Raw genomic sequence first — 18,070 nt, 5'->3', positions numbered from 1 at the left:
GACTTCCCGGCCCGTGTTTGTCGGTGGTGGAAAGCTGAAATTTTGTCGCAGATAAAGCAAATTTACCTTGTGGCAGGTGCCAAGTCGCGGTCTGATCGCGGTAAATGTAAGTAAGGATCTGACACAAGATGGCATCATACCTGAAGTCCACCCCCACCCGTGACGGCATGTTTGGCGACTATGGCGGCGCAATGTTACCACCCCCGCTTGAGCCGCATTTCAAAGAAATCCGCGAGGCGTATGACCGCATCTCGAAATCAGCAGACTTCATTGCCGAGCTGCGCCATATCCGCAAACATTTCCAAGGGCGGCCCACGCCGGTTTCGTATCTGAAGAACCTGTCCAACCTGTCGGATGGGGCGCAGATCTATGCCAAGCGCGAGGATCTGAACCACACCGGCGCGCACAAGCTGAACCATTGCATGGGCGAAGGTCTGTTGGCCAAGTTCATGGGCAAGAAAAAGCTGATGGCTGAAACCGGTGCAGGGCAACACGGGGTCGCGCTGGCAACCGCTGCGGCCTATTTCGGATTGGAATGCGAAATCCACATGGGCGAAATCGACATCGCGAAAGAGGCCCCCAATGTCACCCGCATGAAGCTGTTGGGCGCTAAAGTTGTGCCCGTCGGCTTCGGCGGACGGTCGCTGAAAGAGGCCGTGGACAGCTGTTTCGGCAGCTACATGGAGCAGGCCGACCAAGCCCTTTTCGCCATTGGGTCAGTTGTCGGCCCCCATCCTTTCCCGCTGATTGTGCGCGATTTCCAGCACATCGTCGGAATTGAATCGCGCGAACAATTCCTTGAGATGACCGGCGAGCTGCCCGACATGGTGGCCGCCTGCGTGGGTGGCGGATCAAACGCGATGGGCCTGTTTTCGGGCTTCATCGACGACGAGGACGTCGCGCTTTATGGCGTCGAGCCGCTGGGAACGTCGTCCAAGCTGGGCGATCACGCGGCGACCATCACCTATGGCGAAGACGGCGACATCCATGGGTTCCGCACCATGATTCTGAAGGACGAGCATGGCGAACCGGCACCGGTGCACACCGTGGCCTCGGGCCTCGATTACCCTGGCGTCGGGCCGGAGCACGCGCATTTGCACCGCACGGGCCGTGCCAATTACACCGCCGCCAATGACAAGGAGGCGCTGGACGCCTTCTATGCGCTCAGCCGCCACGAAGGGATTATTCCAGCCTTGGAAAGCGCCCATGCGGTTGCCTTCGCGATGCGTGAAGCGCCAAAGAACCCCGGCAAGTCGATTCTGATCAACCTGTCAGGACGGGGTGACAAGGATATTGACTATGTCACCGAAACCTTCGGGTTTGGTGACTAATCGAACCGGCCCCGTGCCCGCGACGGTGCGGGGCCACCCTACCGGCAAAAGCCCCAGCCGGTGTTTTCCAAGTGAAAATGATCGGCGTGAAGCTGGTTGTAATCAGGGCCAAGCACCAGCCGGAACCAATCGCACGACCCGCGCCAAATCTTGCGCAGAAATGCTGCCTCGGGGTCGTCGCCATCCCAATCTTTCAGCAGTGACAGTCGGCGACCATCGGCCAACCGCATACCCGTGATGTCGATGGCGTTGGCTTTTGCATGACTGCTCCACCGCCCGTCTGATCCGCGACTGGTGCGCATCTTGCGGCAGTTATAGCTGCCGATTTGCGTAATCGAGGACACCGATGTTCCAAGCAGGTCTTGCGCAGCGGGTTGCACGACGTGATGTTCCCACATTGCCAGCCTCAGCACAGTGGCACAGCGGGTTTCGACCCTATTCAACCGCGAATTGGCCAATTTGGACAGTTGTCCTCGTCCCGCAATGCCGCAATTCTCGTCCACTTCAAGGTCATTCATCGGTGCAAATGCGACACCCGCTTGGTCCAGCACTGCGCGGCATTCCGCGACATCGCCCAGCGCGCGCATCATCTGAAAGCGGGTGACGATCGTCACAGGGGCGGCGACCGTCAGTCGTTTCGTCGGGTTCCAATGGTCCGGCAATGGCCCGTCGGGACGCAACAACAACCACAAGCCCAAAAGACCGAACAGAGCAGCAGAGGATATCGCCGACAAAACGGAAAGCGCCGCCCAACGTAAAACGGGGCGGCGCTGTTTTTCTTCGCTCATGGCGCGGGATCAATACCGATAATGCTCGGGCTTGAACGGCCCTTCGGGTGTGACGCCGATATAGGACGCTTGTTCGCTGCTCAGCTTCGACAGCTTCACGCCGATTCGGTCCAGATGCAGGCGGGCGACTTTTTCGTCCAGATGCTTGGGCAGGATATAGACATCATTGTTGTATTCGTCACCTTTGGTCCACAGTTCAATCTGCGCCAACACTTGGTTGGTGAAGGACGCCGACATCACGAAAGACGGGTGGCCGGTGGCGTTGCCAAGGTTCAGCAGACGACCTTCAGACAGCAGGATGATGCGGTTGCCCGATGGCATCTCGATCATGTCCACCTGTTCCTTGATGTTGGTCCATTTATGGTTCTTCAGGTTCGCGACCTGAATTTCATTGTCGAAGTGGCCGATATTGCCAACGATCGCCATGTCCTTCATCGCACGCATATGCTCGATGCGGATCACGTCTTTGTTGCCCGTGGTGGTGATGAAGATGTCAGCATCCGCCACGGCGTCTTCCAGAGTGACCACCTCGAACCCGTCCATCGCGGCTTGCAGTGCACAAATAGGGTCGATTTCGGTCACTTTCACACGGGCGCCAGCCCCGCTGAGCGATGCGGCCGAGCCTTTGCCCACATCGCCATAACCACAGACAACGGCGACTTTGCCGGCCATCATGGTGTCGGTCGCGCGGCGAATGCCGTCGACCAGCGATTCTTTACAGCCATACTTGTTGTCGAATTTAGACTTGGTGACCGAGTCATTCACGTTAATCGCGGGGAACGGCAACTGGCCTTGCTTCACCAGATCATACAGGCGGTGAACGCCAGTGGTCGTTTCCTCGGACACGCCTTTGATCTGGTCACGCATCTTGGTGAACCAGCCCGGGCTGGCCTTCATACGCTTCTTGATCTGCGCGAAAACCGCCACTTCCTCTTCCGAGGTGGGCGTTTCGATCAGGTCTGTTTCGCCGTTCTCAACACGCGCACCCAGCAGGATATACAATGTGGCATCCCCGCCATCATCCAAGATCAGGTTGGGGCCCTCAGGGAACATGAACGAGCGGTCCAGATAATCCCAATGCTCTTCCAGCGACTGACCTTTGATCGCAAAAACAGGAGTTCCACCGGCGGCAATCGCAGCAGCCGCATGATCTTGGGTCGAAAAGATATTGCACGACGCCCAGCGCACATCAGCGCCCAACGCCACAAGCGTTTCGATCAGCACGGCGGTTTGAATGGTCATGTGCAGCGACCCGACGATGCGCGACCCTTTCAGGGGCTTCGTATCGCCATATTCGTCGCGCAGCGCCATCAGGCCCGGCATTTCAGTTTCGGCAATGTCCAGTTCCTTGCGTCCAAATTCAGCAAGGTTGATGTCTTTTACGATATAGTCAGTGGTCACGGTGTCTCTCCGATACGGAACCCAATGCGTTTGCAGGTGCCGTAGCATCCTATGCGCAGGCTGGCAATCAAGCCTGATTGACACGGGGGTCAAAAACACCAGAGTGCGCCCCTGAACACGCGAGGAGACCACCAAATGCCCAAACAACCCCGCGCATGGCAACGGATGCTCTCCGGCCGTCGTCTGGACCTGCTGGACCCGACCCCGATGGACATCGAGATCGAGGATATCGCCCATGGCTTGGCCTTCGTGGCGCGCTGGAACGGGCAGACCTTCGGAGATTTTCCCTATTCGGTGGCTGAACATTCACTGCTGGTCGAAGAATTGTTTACCCGCATGAACCCCAAGGCGCCCGTCAAATGGAGGATGGCAGCACTTCTTCACGACGCGCCCGAATATGTGATTGGCGACATGATCTCTCCGGTCAAGTCAGCGGTCGGCCCGGCTTACAGCGAGCTTGATGACCGGTTGACAGCAGCCATTCACATCAAGTTCGGGCTGCCTGCCAAGCTGCCGGAGACGATCAAGAAGGCGATCAAGAAAGCAGACCGGATTTCCGCGTGGCTTGAGGCCACTCAGATCGCTGGCTTCACCGTTGAAGAATCCAACAAGTTTTTCGGCACGCCGGACCCGAACCAAATTGCGGGCATGTCCATTACGCTTCGCCCGCCCGCAGATGTGCGGCGCGACTTCACCGCCCGCCACAAAGCGTTGTTGAAGGAAATCTGATGATCGTCACCCGTCCTACACAAACTTCAGATGCCAACGGGATGAGCGCTCTGATCACCCCAATCTTGGCGGGTTGAGGCAGTACACGATCCCGTGACGCGGAACACATGCGGACCAATTATATCCAGAATCCAGACAATGTCCGCTGTTCGGTCGCCGAAGATGAAGTTGGGCGAATGGTAAGGTTTCAGTCTCTAATCCTGCCCAAAATCAATAACCCATACGGCACGCCGGACGGTTGGGGAGAAATCGGAACTTATGTGGCGCTGGATGCTGGACGGCGTGGGATCGGGCCCTTGCGGTTCGCAGACAGCGTGGCTGCCGCGCGTGACGCAGGGATCAAGAAGATCGAAGCATCAATTGGTCGGGATAATCCATTGGGAATTGCGTATTACGAGGCGACGGGATTCAAGACGCACGAGCTGACCGACACGCTTGATCGAAAATGCTTTGTAGTCAGCCAGTAGCAGGGCAAGTCGTACCCGACGATGCTCCACCATCTTTCCACCCCACAAATCGTTCCCGCGTGAAGGTCAGCACCAGATCGTCCCATTGCAACTGCTGCACAACGCCCGCCGGACAACCGTCAAGCGGCAGCGCCTTGTGGCGCCCCACCTCGCGATCCAGCGCTGGCACAACGCCTTTGGGCGAACGTCCGAAGTCGATCCGCTTGTTCACCGGGTCAACCTGAAGCCCGGCGGCATCGGGGCGAATGACAACAGAACTGCGCGTGGGCGCGGGTGACATGCAGGCCGTCAGACCGGCCAACACCGCAAGTAGGGCCAGCAGGCGCATCACTTCGGGCTGCGCTTCGCCAGAATGCGCTGCAAGGTGCGCCGGTGCATGTTCAACCGCCGCGCCGTTTCGGACACGTTGCGGTCGCACAGCTCGTAAACACGCTGGATATGTTCCCACCGAACGCGGTCCGCGCTCATTGGGTTGTCGGGGGGCGGGGGAAGTTCATCGGATTTCGCCAGCAAGGCGTTCATGATATCGTTGGCGTCGGCGGGCTTTGACAGATAATCATTTGCCCCCAGCTTCACCGCGGAAACAGCCGTCGCAATCGCGCCGTATCCGGTCAGCACGACGATGCGGGCATCCGGGCGGCGTTCGCGAATGGTCTCGACCACATCCAGACCGTTGCCATCTTCAAGCCGCAAATCAACCACCGCATAGGCGGGTGGACGAGCGGTTGCGATGGCGTTCCCGGCGGCCACGGACCCGGCAGTTTCCGGCGCGAAGCCGCGTTTTTCCATCGCCCGGGCAAGGCGGCGCAGGAATGGCTCGTCGTCATCCAACAACAGCAGGCTCGGATCGTCGCCAATTGCTTCTTGTTCCTGTGCCGTCATGGGCCGCCCTCCAGTTCGCGTCTTATTCAACTTTATCTATGCATTAAGCACAGTAAGGTCAATTTCAACGCGGCGGTAGCGGTTAATTTGCGGCCGCATCAATGAAACATGCCACACGGTCGGCCATGGCATCGGGTGTTTCATCACGTTTGAAAAAGTCGGCAAAGCCCAATTCGGGGAACATCAGGTAGGTGAAGGTCGAGTGATCGACGAGGTAATAATCCTCTTGCCCCTCTTCCGGTTCATGCTTGCGGTAATATGTCTTGTAAGCCTGACTTGCGGCCTTCACCTGCTGAGGCGTGCCGGTCAGGCCGATCATATCTTCGTGCATATAGCTTGTGAAATCAGCCAATTGTTCTGGCGTGTCGCGTTCGGGATCGACTGAGATAAAGACCGACTGCACATCGTATCCGCGGTCCTGCAACATGCGCATGGCCTCGGCATTGCGCGCATTGTCCAGCGGGCAGACATCGGGGCAAAATGTATAGCCGAAATAAACCAGCGTCGGTTTTGTAATAACATCCGTGTCCGTCACAACCTTGCCGGTTTCATTCATCAACTCGAATGGCCCACCGATTGACGCCGCCCCAGTTCCGACTGCACCCGCGCGACATTGTGCAAACTTGTCCGCGTCACCGGTGGTGACATACCATGTAACACCCGCCAATACGGCGATGGCAACGGCACCAACAACGACATATATACGGCTCATCGGCTTTCTCCTGACTGTAGTGTCGGCATTGATCCGACTTTTGCGCAGAACTAACAAGGGCTCACAATGACGCAACCCGAAACAAGCAGACCATCGATCACATGAGCGACAGCGCCCAAGGCTTGATCGAGCATCAGCCCACGCCCACTGCACCGGATATCCTAAGGGGCCGCTGGGTGCGGCTGCGCACGCTTGTGGCGTTGCGATGGGCAGCTGTTTTCGGTCAGATTGCTGCAATTATCGTGTCGATCACGCTTTTTTCGCTTGAGATCAATATTGGGCTTGCGGCAGTCGCGATCGGCCTTGCCGTGATCGCCAACCTCGTGTCGATCACGGTCTTCCCCAAAAACGCGCGTCTGAACGAACGAAACGCCATCGCAATGCTCTTGTTTGATACGTTGCAACTGGCGTTCATGGTGTTTCTGACCGGGGGGCTTCACAACCCGTTCATGGTGCTGATCGTGGCGCCGGTAACCGTCGCCGCCACCGCTCTGTCGACCCGCGCCACCGTGATTGTCGGCAGCGTTGCCATTGCCGCGACCACTGCCGTTGCCGATTTCAACATCCCCCTGCATACGCAAGGCGGTGAAACGTTAGTCATGCCCGATGTGTTCGTGTTCGGCATCTGGGTCGCGGTCGTCACCTCGATCGGCTTCTTGGGGCTTTATACGCGCCGAATCTCGTCCGAGTTGCAATCGATGTCCGAGGCGCTTCTGGCCACCCAAATGGCCCTGTCGCGCGAACAGAAGCTGACCGATCTCGGTGGTGTCGTGGCCGCCGCCGCGCACGAGCTTGGCACGCCCCTTGCCACGATCAAGCTGGTCGCATCCGAGCTCGTGGACGAACTGGACGCCAACGCCGATTTGCGCGATGACGCCACGCTGATTGGTCAGCAGGCCGACCGCTGCCGCGACATTCTTCAATCGATGGGGCGCGCGGGCAAGGATGACATGCTGATGAAAAGCGTGCCACTGGTCACCTTGGTTGAAGAAGCCGCCGAGCCACACGCGAATCGCGGCAAGACACTTGAAATCGCTGTCGTGTCGAAGTTGAACGACCCCTCGGATGAACCCATCGTCGCCCGCCGGCCCGAGGTTATTCACGGCCTGCGCAACCTGATCCAGAACGCCGTTGATTATGCCGCCACGACCGTCTGGATCGAGATCGACTGGACCCCGGACGACATCAAGCTGCGCATCATAGACGACGGGCGCGGGTATCCACCACAATTGATCGGCTGGATTGGTGACCCGTTCATCCGTGGCAGGAAATCCCAACAGGACAAGGGCCAGCGGCGCGAATACAAAGGGATGGGCCTTGGCTTGTTCATCGCAAAGACCTTGCTGGAACGCACAGGCGCAACTTTGAGTTTCGCCAATGGCACCGAACCTTACACCGGGCGCCCGCACCCGCGCGAAAAGTCGGGCGCCATTGCTCAGGTCCTCTGGCTGCGCGACGACGATGGCATCGAACAAGCCCCCGCCAAGGGCGGGTTGGGTGAAAACCTGTTGTTCGGATAGCGCGCCTGTGCCCCCTGAAGGATGGTTAAACCTTCATTAACCATCGCTTGTTTACGGTAGGCCCCACTGCCAGCAACGGCGCGACGGGCGCGCCACAGTGAAAAAGGGGCGCAGATGTATAATACATTCCTGTCAGTCGGCATCGTTCTGGTCGCATTCCTGACGGCCCTGACCGCACTTCTGGCCCTGTCTGTGGTCGAAAACCGGCGCCGGAAAAGCTTGCGCGATGATGCGGGCACGGCGGATGGGGCAATGATTTTCCTGTTCGATGACGAAACGATCTGCGACGCCACACCGGCAGCCCGTCAAATGATGCTGGCGGGCCAGAACAGCGACACGTATTCCGACTGGCAGCGCTTCGCGCAGCTGTTGCGCACACGTTTTCCGCACTTGGTAGACCGGATGCGCGACCTTGCGGATTTGGGGACATTGACCCTGACCTCGCTTGATGGGGGCAATGTGTTGAAAGCCGGATGGTGCGACGGGCTGGCCCGGATCGAATTGATCGACAACGAAAGCCACCTCACCACCACCGCAATGGACCGGCTGAGCCTTGAGGCGATGCAGCAGGAACTGGACAGCCTGCGCGCGACCTCGGCACATGTGCCGCTTATGGTATGGCGCGAAGATGAGGGTGGGGCGATCACATGGGCGAACAAGGCCTATCTTGATCTGGCGGCCAAGATGGACGCCGACGACGACATCGCCACATGGCCCCCGCGGAAAATCTTTCACCGCGGCCAATTGGTCGAGGCAAAAGACCTGACCCAGCCCGGCCGCGTCGCCATTCAGTTTCCCGGTGACGAAACGCGCCACTGGTTTGACCTGCACGAGGCATCGCTTGGCAAGGAACGACTGATCTCAGCCGTGCCCGCCGACGACATCGTTAGGGCCGAAACATCGCGCACCGAATTCATCACGACCCTGACCAAGACCTTCGCACACTTGCCCATCGGGCTGGCAATCTTCGACCGCAAGCGACAATTGACCCTGTTCAACCCCGCCCTGACCGATCTGTTGGCGCTGCCCGTGGGCTTTCTTGTCGGCAGGCCCACTCTGTCCAGTTTTCTGGACCGGCTGCGGGAAAAACGGATGATGCCAGAGCCAAAAGACTATGTCTCATGGCGGCAACAGATGTCTGATTTAGAGGCCGCGGCGGTCAATGGCACCTATGAAGAAACATGGGCATTGCCGACCGGCCAGACCTATCGCGTAACCGGGCGCCCGCATCCTGATGGCGCCGTGGCGTTTCTGTTCGAAGATATCAGCTCGGAAATCTCGTTGACCCGCCGCTTCCGGTCCGAGCTTGAGATGGGTCAAGCCGCACTGGATTGCATCGACGACGCCATCGCGATCTTCTCGGCGGGGGGGGTGCTGTCACTGTCAAACAAGGCCTACAGCCAACTTTGGGGCAACGATCCGTCAACCACGCTGGGTGACGTGCATCTGGGCGACGCAGTGAAGACCTGGCGCCAGATCAGCGGCGATACGTCGGTTTGGCAACACCTCAAGGAATTCGTCGCGAAGAATGGCGAACGGGTAGCGTGGGACCGCCTTATTTCGCTGACCGATGGACGCAGGCTGACCTGCACCGTCACCCCCATGATGCGTGGCGCGACGATGGTGCGATTCGGCCCAGCGACGCAGGAACAGCAATCGCTTGGCCCACAGGCCTCGCTGCAGGCGGCGGACGCGTGAACAACGGGCTTGCGTCACCCTGACAGGCAGCTACAACTCCTGTCATGTTGCAGGCGTTTTGTCATCAGTTCCACTCTTCCTCACCAGACCAGACCAGCCGGTTTGCCGTTAACCTGTCTGCCCGGCTGACGAAGGGCGATGTGCTATTGCTGGAAGGTGGGATCGGCGCGGGAAAGACGCATTTTGCGCGGTCGCTGATTCAGCACCGAATGGCCCAACATGGCGCGGTTGAAGATGTCCCGTCACCCACCTTCACCTTGGTCCAGACCTACAACGCCGGGCCGGTCGAGCTCTGGCACGCGGACCTCTATCGCCTGACCCACCCCGACGAGGTTGAGGAGCTGGGCCTGACGCAAGCCTTTGACGACGCCATTTGCCTTGTCGAATGGCCCGACCGCCTGGGTGACTTGCGCCCCGAAACAGCGCTGACGCTATCGTTTGCGACCAGCGACGATACGGGTGCCGAGGACGAGCGTGTGATCACAATCACCGGCGATGCCGATATCTGGCAAGATCGCGTGATGAAGGCCATGCAAGCATGATGGCGCGCGCTGACATAGGTTCGCAGTTCCTGATCGCCGCAGGTTGGGCAAGCGCCACTTGCAGACCCATCGCAGGCGATGCCTCTGCCCGGTCGTATCAGAGACTATTTCGCCCGGAAACAGGCCAAAAAGCCATCTTGATGGATGCGCCTCCCGATCGCGCCGGGTCCAGTGCGCCTTTCGTGGCCGTGGCAAAGCATCTTCGCGCGGCGGGCCTGTCGGCCCCGGCCATTTTTGCGACAGATCTTGATCACGGCTTCTTGCTGCTTGAGGATCTGGGGGACCGGGTGTTTGCCAATGTGATCACAAACAACCCCGACTCAGAAGCACCTCTTTACGAAGCTGCGATGCGTGTCATCGGAATTGTGCAGGATCACCCAAATCCCGATTTGCCGCGCTATGATGCGGCGCGGATGGCCCGTGCGACCGATCTGGTCTTTCTACACTACCGCGCCGCGCCGGTGGCTGATCTGGACGACCGCGCCCACGACGTGATCGGCTGGATACATGATCACCTGTCCCAGCTTGACGATTTCGGCCATGTCGCCCTGCGCGATTATCACGCCGAGAACCTGATCTGGTTGCCCGACCGGACGGGTGAAGCCCGTGTCGGGTTGCTGGATTTTCAGGACGCGGTGCAAACTCACCCCGCTTATGACCTGATGTCTCTGGTCCGCGACGCGCGACGCGATGTGTCGCCGGACCTTGCCGACCACTTGATTGGTTTGTTTTGCCAGATGAGGGGATTTGACGAAGCCACCTTCCGGGCCGAGGCCGCCCTGATTTCCGCCCAGCGCAATCTGCGCATTCTGGGCATCTTCGCCCGGCTGTCACGTGATATGAACAAGCCCCAATATATTGACCTGATCCCGCGCGTTTGGGGCCATCTGCAAACCGACCTTGCACATCCGTCGCTTGCGGAACTGCGCGACATGCTGACCGCCGCTTTGCCCAAACCTACCCCCGATTTCCTAAACCAGCTCAGGACGCCATGCCCAACGAAGCGATGATATTTGCGGCCGGTCGCGGCACCCGGATGGGCGCCCTGACACAGACCTTGCCGAAACCTCTGATCCCGGTCGCGGGCAAGCCATTGATCGACCACGCACTTGCGTTGATCGACGACAGCACAATTGAGCAAACCATCGTCAACCTGCACCATCTGGGTGATCAGTTGATCGATCACCTTGCAGATCGGGATATCACGTTTTCAGATGAAACGCCGCGGCTTCTTGAGACCGGGGGCGGGCTGAAACAGGCTCTAGCCCTGCTGGATGGCGATGATCTGGTCACGCTGAACTCTGACGCGGTGTGGACCGGACCGAACCCGGTGACTGTGCTGCTGAATGCATGGAACCCTGACCGTATGGACGCGCTGCTGATGCTGATCGCACCGGAAAACGCGGTTGGGCACAAAGGCCAGGGCGATTTCCTGATGGGGCCAGACGGGTCGCTTCGCCGGGGCGCGGGGCTGACCTATACTGGCTGCCAGATCATCAAGACCGCCGCCGTCGCAGGTGTCGCCCAGGACGTCTTTTCCCTGAATGTCGTGTGGGATCGGCTGCTGGCCGATGGCCGCGTGTTTGGCATAGAACATGGCGGGCGCTGGTGCGATGTGGGCCATCCCGAGGGGATTACCCTGGCCGAAACAATGCTGAGGGCAACCGATGTTTGACCCCTCTGACACCCCCCGTATTTTCGCCACGCCGCTGGGTGTCGATTTCCCGCAAGCCCTGGTTGATGGCCTGCTAAGCCGCACCACAGGCGCCAGCCCGGATGCCTTGGCCCGGGTCGACGTTTTCGTGAACACCAGCCGGATGCGCACACGGGTGCAAAGCCTGTTTGACGGTCAGACCCGGTTCCTGCCGCGCATCCGGTTGATCACCGATCTGGCTCGCGACCCTGCGCTGCACGAGGTGCCACCTCCGGTCGCCCCGCTGCGTCGCCGTCTTGAGCTGCGCCAGTTGATTGCCGCCCTGATCGCGCGCGAACCAGACCTTGCGCCCAAGGCCGCCGCGTTCGATCTGGCTGACAGCCTTGCCGATCTGATGGACGAAATGCACAGCGAAGGCGTCCACCCGCGGGCGCTGCAATCGCTTGATGTCGGGGACATGTCCGAACACTGGGCGCGCAGCCTGAAGTTCATCGCACTCGTCGAACAGTATTTCGAGGACGACGCCCGCGAAAGCCCCGATATCGAGACCCGTCAGCGCATGGTGATTGAAGCGACGATTGCCAAATGGCGCGACACGCCGCCTGATCATCCGATCCTGATCGCAGGTTCCACCGGGTCGCGCGGCACCACCGCGCTGTTGATGGACGCGGTCGCGACGCTACCGCAAGGCGCGGTGATCTTGCCCGGTTTCGACACGGATATGCCCGCGCGGACGTGGGGCGAGCTTAACGATGCCATGACCGCCGAGGATCACCCCCAATACCGTTTTGCCAAGCTCCTGAAACGTGCGGGGGTCGGGCCAACCGAGGTGCAGATGTGGACGAACTCATCCCCGCCAGCGCCCGACCGCAACCGCCTTGTGTCGCTTGCCCTGCGCCCGGCCCCCGTCACCGACCAATGGCAGACCGAAGGCAAGGCATTTCAAGGGATCACGACCGCCACTGACGACCTGACCCTGATCGAAACCCGCACCCCACGGGACGAGGCTCTGGCCATCGCAGCCGTTCTGCGACGATCGGTCGAAGACGGTGTGCCAATCGCGTTGATCACGCCCGATCGGAACCTGACACGGCAGGTTACGGCGGCGCTGGATCGCTGGCGGATTGAACCTGACGACAGCGCCGGCCGCCCGCTGGCCTTGTCCGCGCCGGGTCGTTTCCTGCGCCAGACCGCCCAGCTTTTGTGCGACGACACCAGCGCCGAAGTTTTGCTTGCGCTTCTGAAGCACCCCCTGACCCACAGCACCCCGGGCAGCCGTGGCGACCACCTGCGCTGGACGCGTGATCTGGAACTTCAGGTGTTGCGCGGCCGTTACGCGCCGCCCAGCGCCGAAGCGATTACGGAATGGGCCGACAGGTTTGCAGAAGAACCCGCCCGCGCCGCTTGGGCGCTTTGGGTGGGCGAAACCTTCCTGAACCAGACACAGCCCGGCGAGCGTGATTTGACCGCATTGGTGGACGCGCATCTGGCCTTGTCGCAACGCATCGCACAAGGCACCACGGCTGAGGGAACAGGCGAGTTGTGGGAAAAAACCGCAGGACGCAAAGCGCTGGAAACAGTCACTGATCTGGCGGAAAATGCCCGATACGGGGGTATCCTAACCGCATCGGCCTATCGCGACCTGCTGCTGTCGGTCCTCAACTCCGGCGTAGTGCGCGATCCCGTGACGCCGCATCCCGGCGTGATGTTTTGGGGCACGCTCGAGGCGCGGGTGCAAGGCGCAGATCGGGTCATCCTTGCCGGTCTGAATGACGGCACATGGCCCGAACTGCCGGGGGCCGACCCTTGGCTGAACCGCAAGATGCGGCTGGATGCCGGGCTGTTGCTGCCCGAACGCCGCATCGGTCTGGCCGCACATGATTTCCAACAAGCCATCGCGACGAAACAGGTCTTTCTGTCCCGCGCCACCCGCGATGAAGATAGTGAAACGATCCCGTCACGTTGGCTGAACCGGCTGTGTAACCTGCTCGGCGGCATGTCGGCAGAAGGCAAGCAGGCGCTGGATGATATGCGTGCGCGTGGGGCGGTCTGGGCCGATTTGGCAACCCGGCTGGATGCGCCAACCAAGGTGATCCAGCCCGAGCCGCGCCCGTCCCCCGCGCCGCCTGTGTCGGCGCGCCCGAACACGCTTTCCGTAACCGGCGTGACCAAGCTGATCCGCGATCCTTATGCGGTTTATGCTGACAAAGTGCTGCATCTCAGACCGCTGGACCCGGTGCGCCTGCAAGCGGATGCGCGTATTCGCGGCACCGTCCTGCACGCGGTCTTTGAACGCTATGTAAGCAACGCAGACCCGACCGCAGACCCGACATTCGAAGTCGCCCGCCTGATGGATATCGCAACCGAGGTGCTGGAAGAAAATGTCCCGTGGCCCGCCACGCGCATCCTTTGGCACGCCCGGATTGGCCGGGTTGCCGATTGGTTCGTGGCCGAAGAACGCACCCGCCGCGCCACCGCCGACAATCTTGCCAACGAGGTCTGGGGTGAGGTCACGTTTGATGACCCCGGCTTCACCCTGCGCGCCAAGGCCGACCGCATCGACCGCCAACATGACGGGCTGCTTGCGATCTATGACTACAAGTCCGGCGAACCCCCCAGCGACAAGATGCAGAAACACTATGACAAACAGCTTCTGCTTGAAGCGGTTATCGCCAAGTTGGGCGGGTTTAGAGACATATCTGCAAGTCCGGTGGCAAGCATCGCCTATATCGGTCTGACGCCGAAAAAGACGATGCAAGTCGCGCTAACTGCTCCGGATGTTGACGCCGTGCAGGCCGAGTTGCTGGACCTGATCCGCGCCTATCACGCCCCCGATCAGGGCTTCACAGCGCGGCGGGCCGTGCACAAGCAGCGGTTTGACGGAGACTATGACCACCTGGCCCGTTTCGGGGAATGGGACGACAGCGCAGAACCTGTAACGGTGAGGGTGGGCCAATGACACGCGACGACGCATCCGAAAGCCAAATTCGCGCGGCGGACCCCGGCAACTCGACGTGGTTGTCGGCCAATGCTGGGTCGGGCAAGACACGCGTTCTGACGGACCGGGTCGCGCGGCTGCTTCTGGACGGGGTATCGCCGCAGAACATCCTGTGCCTGACCTATACCAAAGCCGCGGCAAGCGAGATGCAGAACCGCCTGTTCCAACGCCTTGGTGAATGGGCGATGAAGGACGATGACGACCTGATCGCCGCGCTGAACAAGCTGGGGCTTGAGGGACCGCGCGACCTGTCGCTGGCCCGGCAGCTGTTCGCCCGCGCGATTGAAACCCCGGGTGGGCTGAAGATCCAGACCATTCACGCCTATGCCGCATCCCTTCTGCGCCGCTTCCCGATGGAGGCGGGCGTCTCGCCCCAATTCAAGGAAATGGACGACCGCGCCGCGACCGATCTGCGCGCCGACATCCTTGACCGGATGAGCGAAGGGCCGCTGGCGCATCACGTGATCGCGCTGTCACAGCATTTCACCGGCGAGGATCTGGACCGCCTGACCGCCGAGGTCACGGGCAACCGGACGCTGTTCGTCGATCAACCCTCGGACGCGGACATCGCAGGCTGGTTCGGCACCTTGCCCACAATGGACGAACGTACCATTCTGGACGCGCTGTTCCATCCGGGCGATCTGGACATGCTGGCCAAGCTGGCCGAGATTCTGAAAACCGGCAGCAGCACAGAACAGAAAGCGGCAGGGCACCTTGCGGGGGGCGACTTCACGACCCCCTCGCTTGACCTTCTGTCGCGCTGTTGTCGGTTCATGATCCTGCAGTCTTCGCCGTTTTCCGCAAAGATAGGGTCTTTTCCCACCAAGGCGACACGCGAAGGGGCCTGCGCTGCGATCATGCCCCAACTTGATGCCTTCATGCAGCGGGTCGAAGACGCCCGCAAGACCCGTATCGCCCTTGCCAATTTCGAACGCACCCGTGCCCTGCATCGCTTCGCGTATCACTTCGTGCGGCTGTATGAGGATGCAAAGCTTGACCGCGGCTGGCTGGATTTCGACGATCTGATCCTGAAGGCCGGCGCGATTCTGACCGACCCTTCCATCGCTGCGTGGGTGCTGTTTCGGCTCGACGGTGGCATCGACCACATCCTTGTCGACGAAGCGCAGGACACCAGCCCCGCGCAATGGCGCATTGTCGATAATCTGGCGCGGGAATTCACCAGCGGGCTCGGCGCGCGCGACGGGGTCGAGCGCACAATCTTCGTGGTTGGTGATCCGAAACAGTCGATCTATTCCTTTCAGGGGGCCGAGCCTGCTGCGTTCGATCGAATGCGCAACACCTTCGCCGACCGCTTGTCGCAAGTGGGGCGTAATCTGGTGCAGATGCCGCTTGAATACTCGTTCCGGTCGTCGCGCGCGATTTTGGCGTTCGTCGACCAAGCCCTTAAGGCGCGCGATGGGTTGGGCGGCGATTTCCTTCATCACGCCTATTTCGACGAAAAACCAGGGCGCGTCGATCTGTGGCCGGAGATTGAACCGGTGACGCATGACGAAGACCGCGACTGGAATGATCCCGTCGACCTGCCGTCGCCCCGCGATCACCGCGTACAGCTCGCCGAGCGTATCGCAGACGACATTGATCGCATGATCAGAACCGAGACTATTCCAACGGAAAATGGCACCCAACGCCCGGTTCAGGCGGGCGATATTCTGGTGCTTGTCCGGTCGCGCAAGGAACTGTTTCACGAGGTGATCCGCGCCTGCAAGGCCCGCGCAATCCCGATTGCTGGCGCGGATCAGTTGAAAATCGGGGCCGAGCTTGCGGTAAAGGATCTGACCGCGCTTCTGTCCTTTCTTGCCACGCCCGAAGACGACCTGTCGCTGGCCGCCGCCTTACGCTCGCCGCTTTTTGGTTGGTCCGAGGATGCTTTGTTCCGGCTGGCCCATCCACGCAGCAAGGGCAAATTCCTGTGGCGCGCGCTGTCTGAACACGCCGACACCGCGCCCGACACGCTGCGTATGTTGCAAGACCTGCGCGATTCCGCCGATTTCCTGCGCCCCTATGAACTGCTGGAACGTGCGCTGACCCGCCACGGGGGGCGCAAGAAACTGCTGGCCCGCCTGGGGCACGAGGCCGAGGACGGTATCGACGCGTTGTTGGCGCAGGCTATGGCGTACGAAGTGACCGGCACACCCAGCCTGACCGGCTTTCTGACCTGGCTGCAATCAGACGAGGTCACGATCAAACGGCGGATGGATTCGGTGGGCAATCAGGTGCGGGTGATGACCGTGCATGGCTCGAAGGGGCTTGAGGCGCCGATCGTGATTCTGCCCGACCTGGCCCAGCGCAAGGCGTCCTCGATGCCATCGGTGGCAAAACTGCCCGAGGGGCAAGCATTCTTTTCGCCCAACAAAGAAGACCGCACCGAGGCGATAGAAGAGGTCGCCGACACCACACGGCAGGCCGAGATCGAAGAACGCACCCGGCTGCTGTATGTCGCGATGACGCGGGCCGAACAATGGCTGATTCTGGCCGCTGCCGGGGATGTCGGAAAGCCGGAATCAGACGTATGGTATCGGATTTGCGAAGCGGCCATGGCCAAGGTTGGAAGCGTCGATTGCGAAATGCCTACCGGACCAGGCAAGCGGTATCAAGTCGGCGACTGGCCTGCTCCTGCCACGAACGCACCAGAAATAGACTCTGATATGGCCCAACCCTTACCCGATTGGCTTCAGACCCGCGCAGGCCCCCCAGTGGTTGCGGCCAAGGCGATCACCCCATCCGATCTGGGCGGCGCCAAGGCTCTGCCCGGCGAGGCCGCATTCGGCGACCTTGATGACGCTCTGAAACGGGGACGGCAGATCCATTTGCTGTTGGAGCATCTGCCGCTGATCCCGCCCGACCGCTGGGCCGATACGGCCCGGTTCCTTCTGTCAACGGGTGAAGATGGGACCAGTGAGTCCGAACAAACCGAGCTTCTGAACGAAGCAAGCGCGGTGCTGACCACCCCTGCGCTGGCCTCGATTTTCGCCAATGCGGATCTGGCCGAAGTGCCGGTAACGGCAACGCTTGACCAATTCGACGGGCGGGTGCTGCATGGCGTCATCGACCGGCTGATTGTCACCGACGACGACATTCTAGCGGTGGATTTCAAGACGAACCGCGTCGTCCCGGCCAGTCCCGACAAAACACCTGATGGCCTGTTGCGGCAGTTGGGTGCCTATCGCGCGGTGCTTGGGCAAATATATCCAGATCGAACCGTGCGCACCGCGATCCTTTGGACACAAACCCGTGAATTGATGGAATTCCCCGGTGCATTGGTCGGTGAGGCCTTCGGTCGCCTTGACGCAACCCGCCTGCCTACCTAGGTTCACCACAACATATAGT

15 protein-coding genes are annotated in these 18,070 nt (G+C 60.4%); 10 read left to right on the top strand and 5 right to left on the bottom strand.

The window, feature by feature from the left end:
- Positions 1–128 precede the first annotated feature (128 nt).
- Positions 129–1,331, top strand: coding sequence for a tryptophan synthase subunit beta (trpB, locus tag MN186_RS09575; RefSeq protein WP_242114151.1), 1,203 nt, complete (start codon positions 129–131; stop codon positions 1,329–1,331).
- Positions 1,332–1,369: 38 nt separating this feature from the next.
- On the opposite strand, the gene MN186_RS09570 is transcribed toward trpB, so the two are convergent.
- Positions 1,370–2,119 (bottom strand): extensin-like domain-containing protein, encoded by a 750-nt coding sequence (locus MN186_RS09570; RefSeq protein WP_242114150.1) that lies wholly within the window; start codon positions 2,117–2,119, stop codon positions 1,370–1,372.
- Between the two features lie 9 nt (positions 2,120–2,128).
- Entirely contained in the window at positions 2,129–3,520 is a 1,392-nt protein-coding gene (gene ahcY / locus MN186_RS09565) for an adenosylhomocysteinase (protein ID WP_242114149.1), read from the bottom strand.
- Positions 3,521–3,655: 135 nt separating this feature from the next.
- Between ahcY and MN186_RS09560 the strand changes: the two genes are divergently transcribed.
- Both MN186_RS09560 and MN186_RS09555 read left to right on the top strand, forming a co-directional pair.
- A complete protein-coding gene (locus MN186_RS09560) occupies positions 3,656–4,249 on the top strand; it encodes an HD domain-containing protein (protein WP_242114148.1) in 594 nt (197 codons plus the stop codon).
- Between the two features lie 107 nt (positions 4,250–4,356).
- A complete protein-coding gene (locus MN186_RS09555) occupies positions 4,357–4,716 on the top strand; it encodes a GNAT family N-acetyltransferase (protein ID WP_242114147.1) in 360 nt (119 codons plus the stop codon).
- Here the strand turns inward: MN186_RS09555 and MN186_RS09550 are convergent.
- From MN186_RS09550 to MN186_RS09540, 3 genes are all read right to left on the bottom strand, one after another.
- Positions 4,706–5,044: a hypothetical protein gene (locus tag MN186_RS09550; RefSeq protein ID WP_242114146.1), complete on the bottom strand. Its 339-nt coding sequence runs from the start codon at positions 5,042–5,044 to the stop codon at positions 4,706–4,708. The two genes, MN186_RS09555 and MN186_RS09550, sit on opposite strands and share 11 nt — an antisense overlap.
- The gene (locus tag MN186_RS09545; protein WP_242114145.1) at positions 5,044–5,598 is read right to left on the bottom strand and encodes an ActR/PrrA/RegA family redox response regulator transcription factor; all 555 of its coding nucleotides are present in this window, start codon (positions 5,596–5,598) and stop codon (positions 5,044–5,046) included. The genes MN186_RS09550 and MN186_RS09545 overlap by 1 nt, the downstream gene beginning before the upstream one ends.
- Positions 5,599–5,680: 82 nt before the next feature.
- Positions 5,681–6,310, bottom strand: a complete 630-nt coding sequence (locus MN186_RS09540) for an SCO family protein (protein ID WP_242114144.1) — start codon at positions 6,308–6,310, stop codon at positions 5,681–5,683.
- Positions 6,311–6,411: 101 nt separating this feature from the next.
- Between MN186_RS09540 and regB the strand changes: the two genes are divergently transcribed.
- The 7 genes from regB to addA all read left to right on the top strand — a co-directional run bounded on the left by regB (position 6,412) and on the right by addA (position 18,051).
- A complete protein-coding gene (gene regB, locus MN186_RS09535) occupies positions 6,412–7,830 on the top strand; it encodes a sensor histidine kinase RegB (RefSeq protein ID WP_242114143.1) in 1,419 nt (472 codons plus the stop codon).
- A 114-nt stretch (positions 7,831–7,944) separates the two neighbouring features.
- On the top strand, positions 7,945–9,528 hold the full coding sequence (locus tag MN186_RS09530) for a PAS-domain containing protein (RefSeq protein ID WP_242114142.1): 1,584 nt from the start codon (positions 7,945–7,947) through the stop codon (positions 9,526–9,528).
- A gap of 44 nt (positions 9,529–9,572) precedes the next feature.
- Positions 9,573–10,070, top strand: a complete 498-nt coding sequence (gene tsaE / locus MN186_RS09525) for a tRNA (adenosine(37)-N6)-threonylcarbamoyltransferase complex ATPase subunit type 1 TsaE (protein ID WP_242114141.1) — start codon at positions 9,573–9,575, stop codon at positions 10,068–10,070.
- Complete coding sequence (locus tag MN186_RS09520) at positions 10,067–11,080, top strand: aminoglycoside phosphotransferase family protein (protein ID WP_338024986.1); 1,014 nt, start codon at positions 10,067–10,069, stop codon at positions 11,078–11,080. Before tsaE ends, MN186_RS09520 begins: the two co-directional genes overlap by 4 nt.
- Positions 11,062–11,745, top strand: a complete 684-nt coding sequence (locus MN186_RS09515; protein ID WP_242114139.1) for a nucleotidyltransferase family protein — start codon at positions 11,062–11,064, stop codon at positions 11,743–11,745. The genes MN186_RS09520 and MN186_RS09515 overlap by 19 nt, the downstream gene beginning before the upstream one ends.
- Complete coding sequence (gene addB / locus MN186_RS09510; protein ID WP_242114138.1) at positions 11,738–14,683, top strand: double-strand break repair protein AddB; 2,946 nt, start codon at positions 11,738–11,740, stop codon at positions 14,681–14,683. Before MN186_RS09515 ends, addB begins: the two co-directional genes overlap by 8 nt.
- The gene (gene addA / locus MN186_RS09505) at positions 14,680–18,051 is read left to right on the top strand and encodes a double-strand break repair helicase AddA (protein WP_242114137.1); all 3,372 of its coding nucleotides are present in this window, start codon (positions 14,680–14,682) and stop codon (positions 18,049–18,051) included. The genes addB and addA overlap by 4 nt, the downstream gene beginning before the upstream one ends.
- Positions 18,052–18,070: the final 19 nt, after the last annotated feature.

The sequence above is a fragment of the Aliiroseovarius sediminis genome, from assembly GCF_022678485.1.
GTDB classification, from domain to species: Bacteria; Pseudomonadota; Alphaproteobacteria; order Rhodobacterales; family Rhodobacteraceae; genus Aliiroseovarius; species Aliiroseovarius sediminis.
The sequence above is the reverse complement of the archived record's forward strand: the minus strand, read 5'-3'. Positions and strand labels throughout refer to the sequence as shown.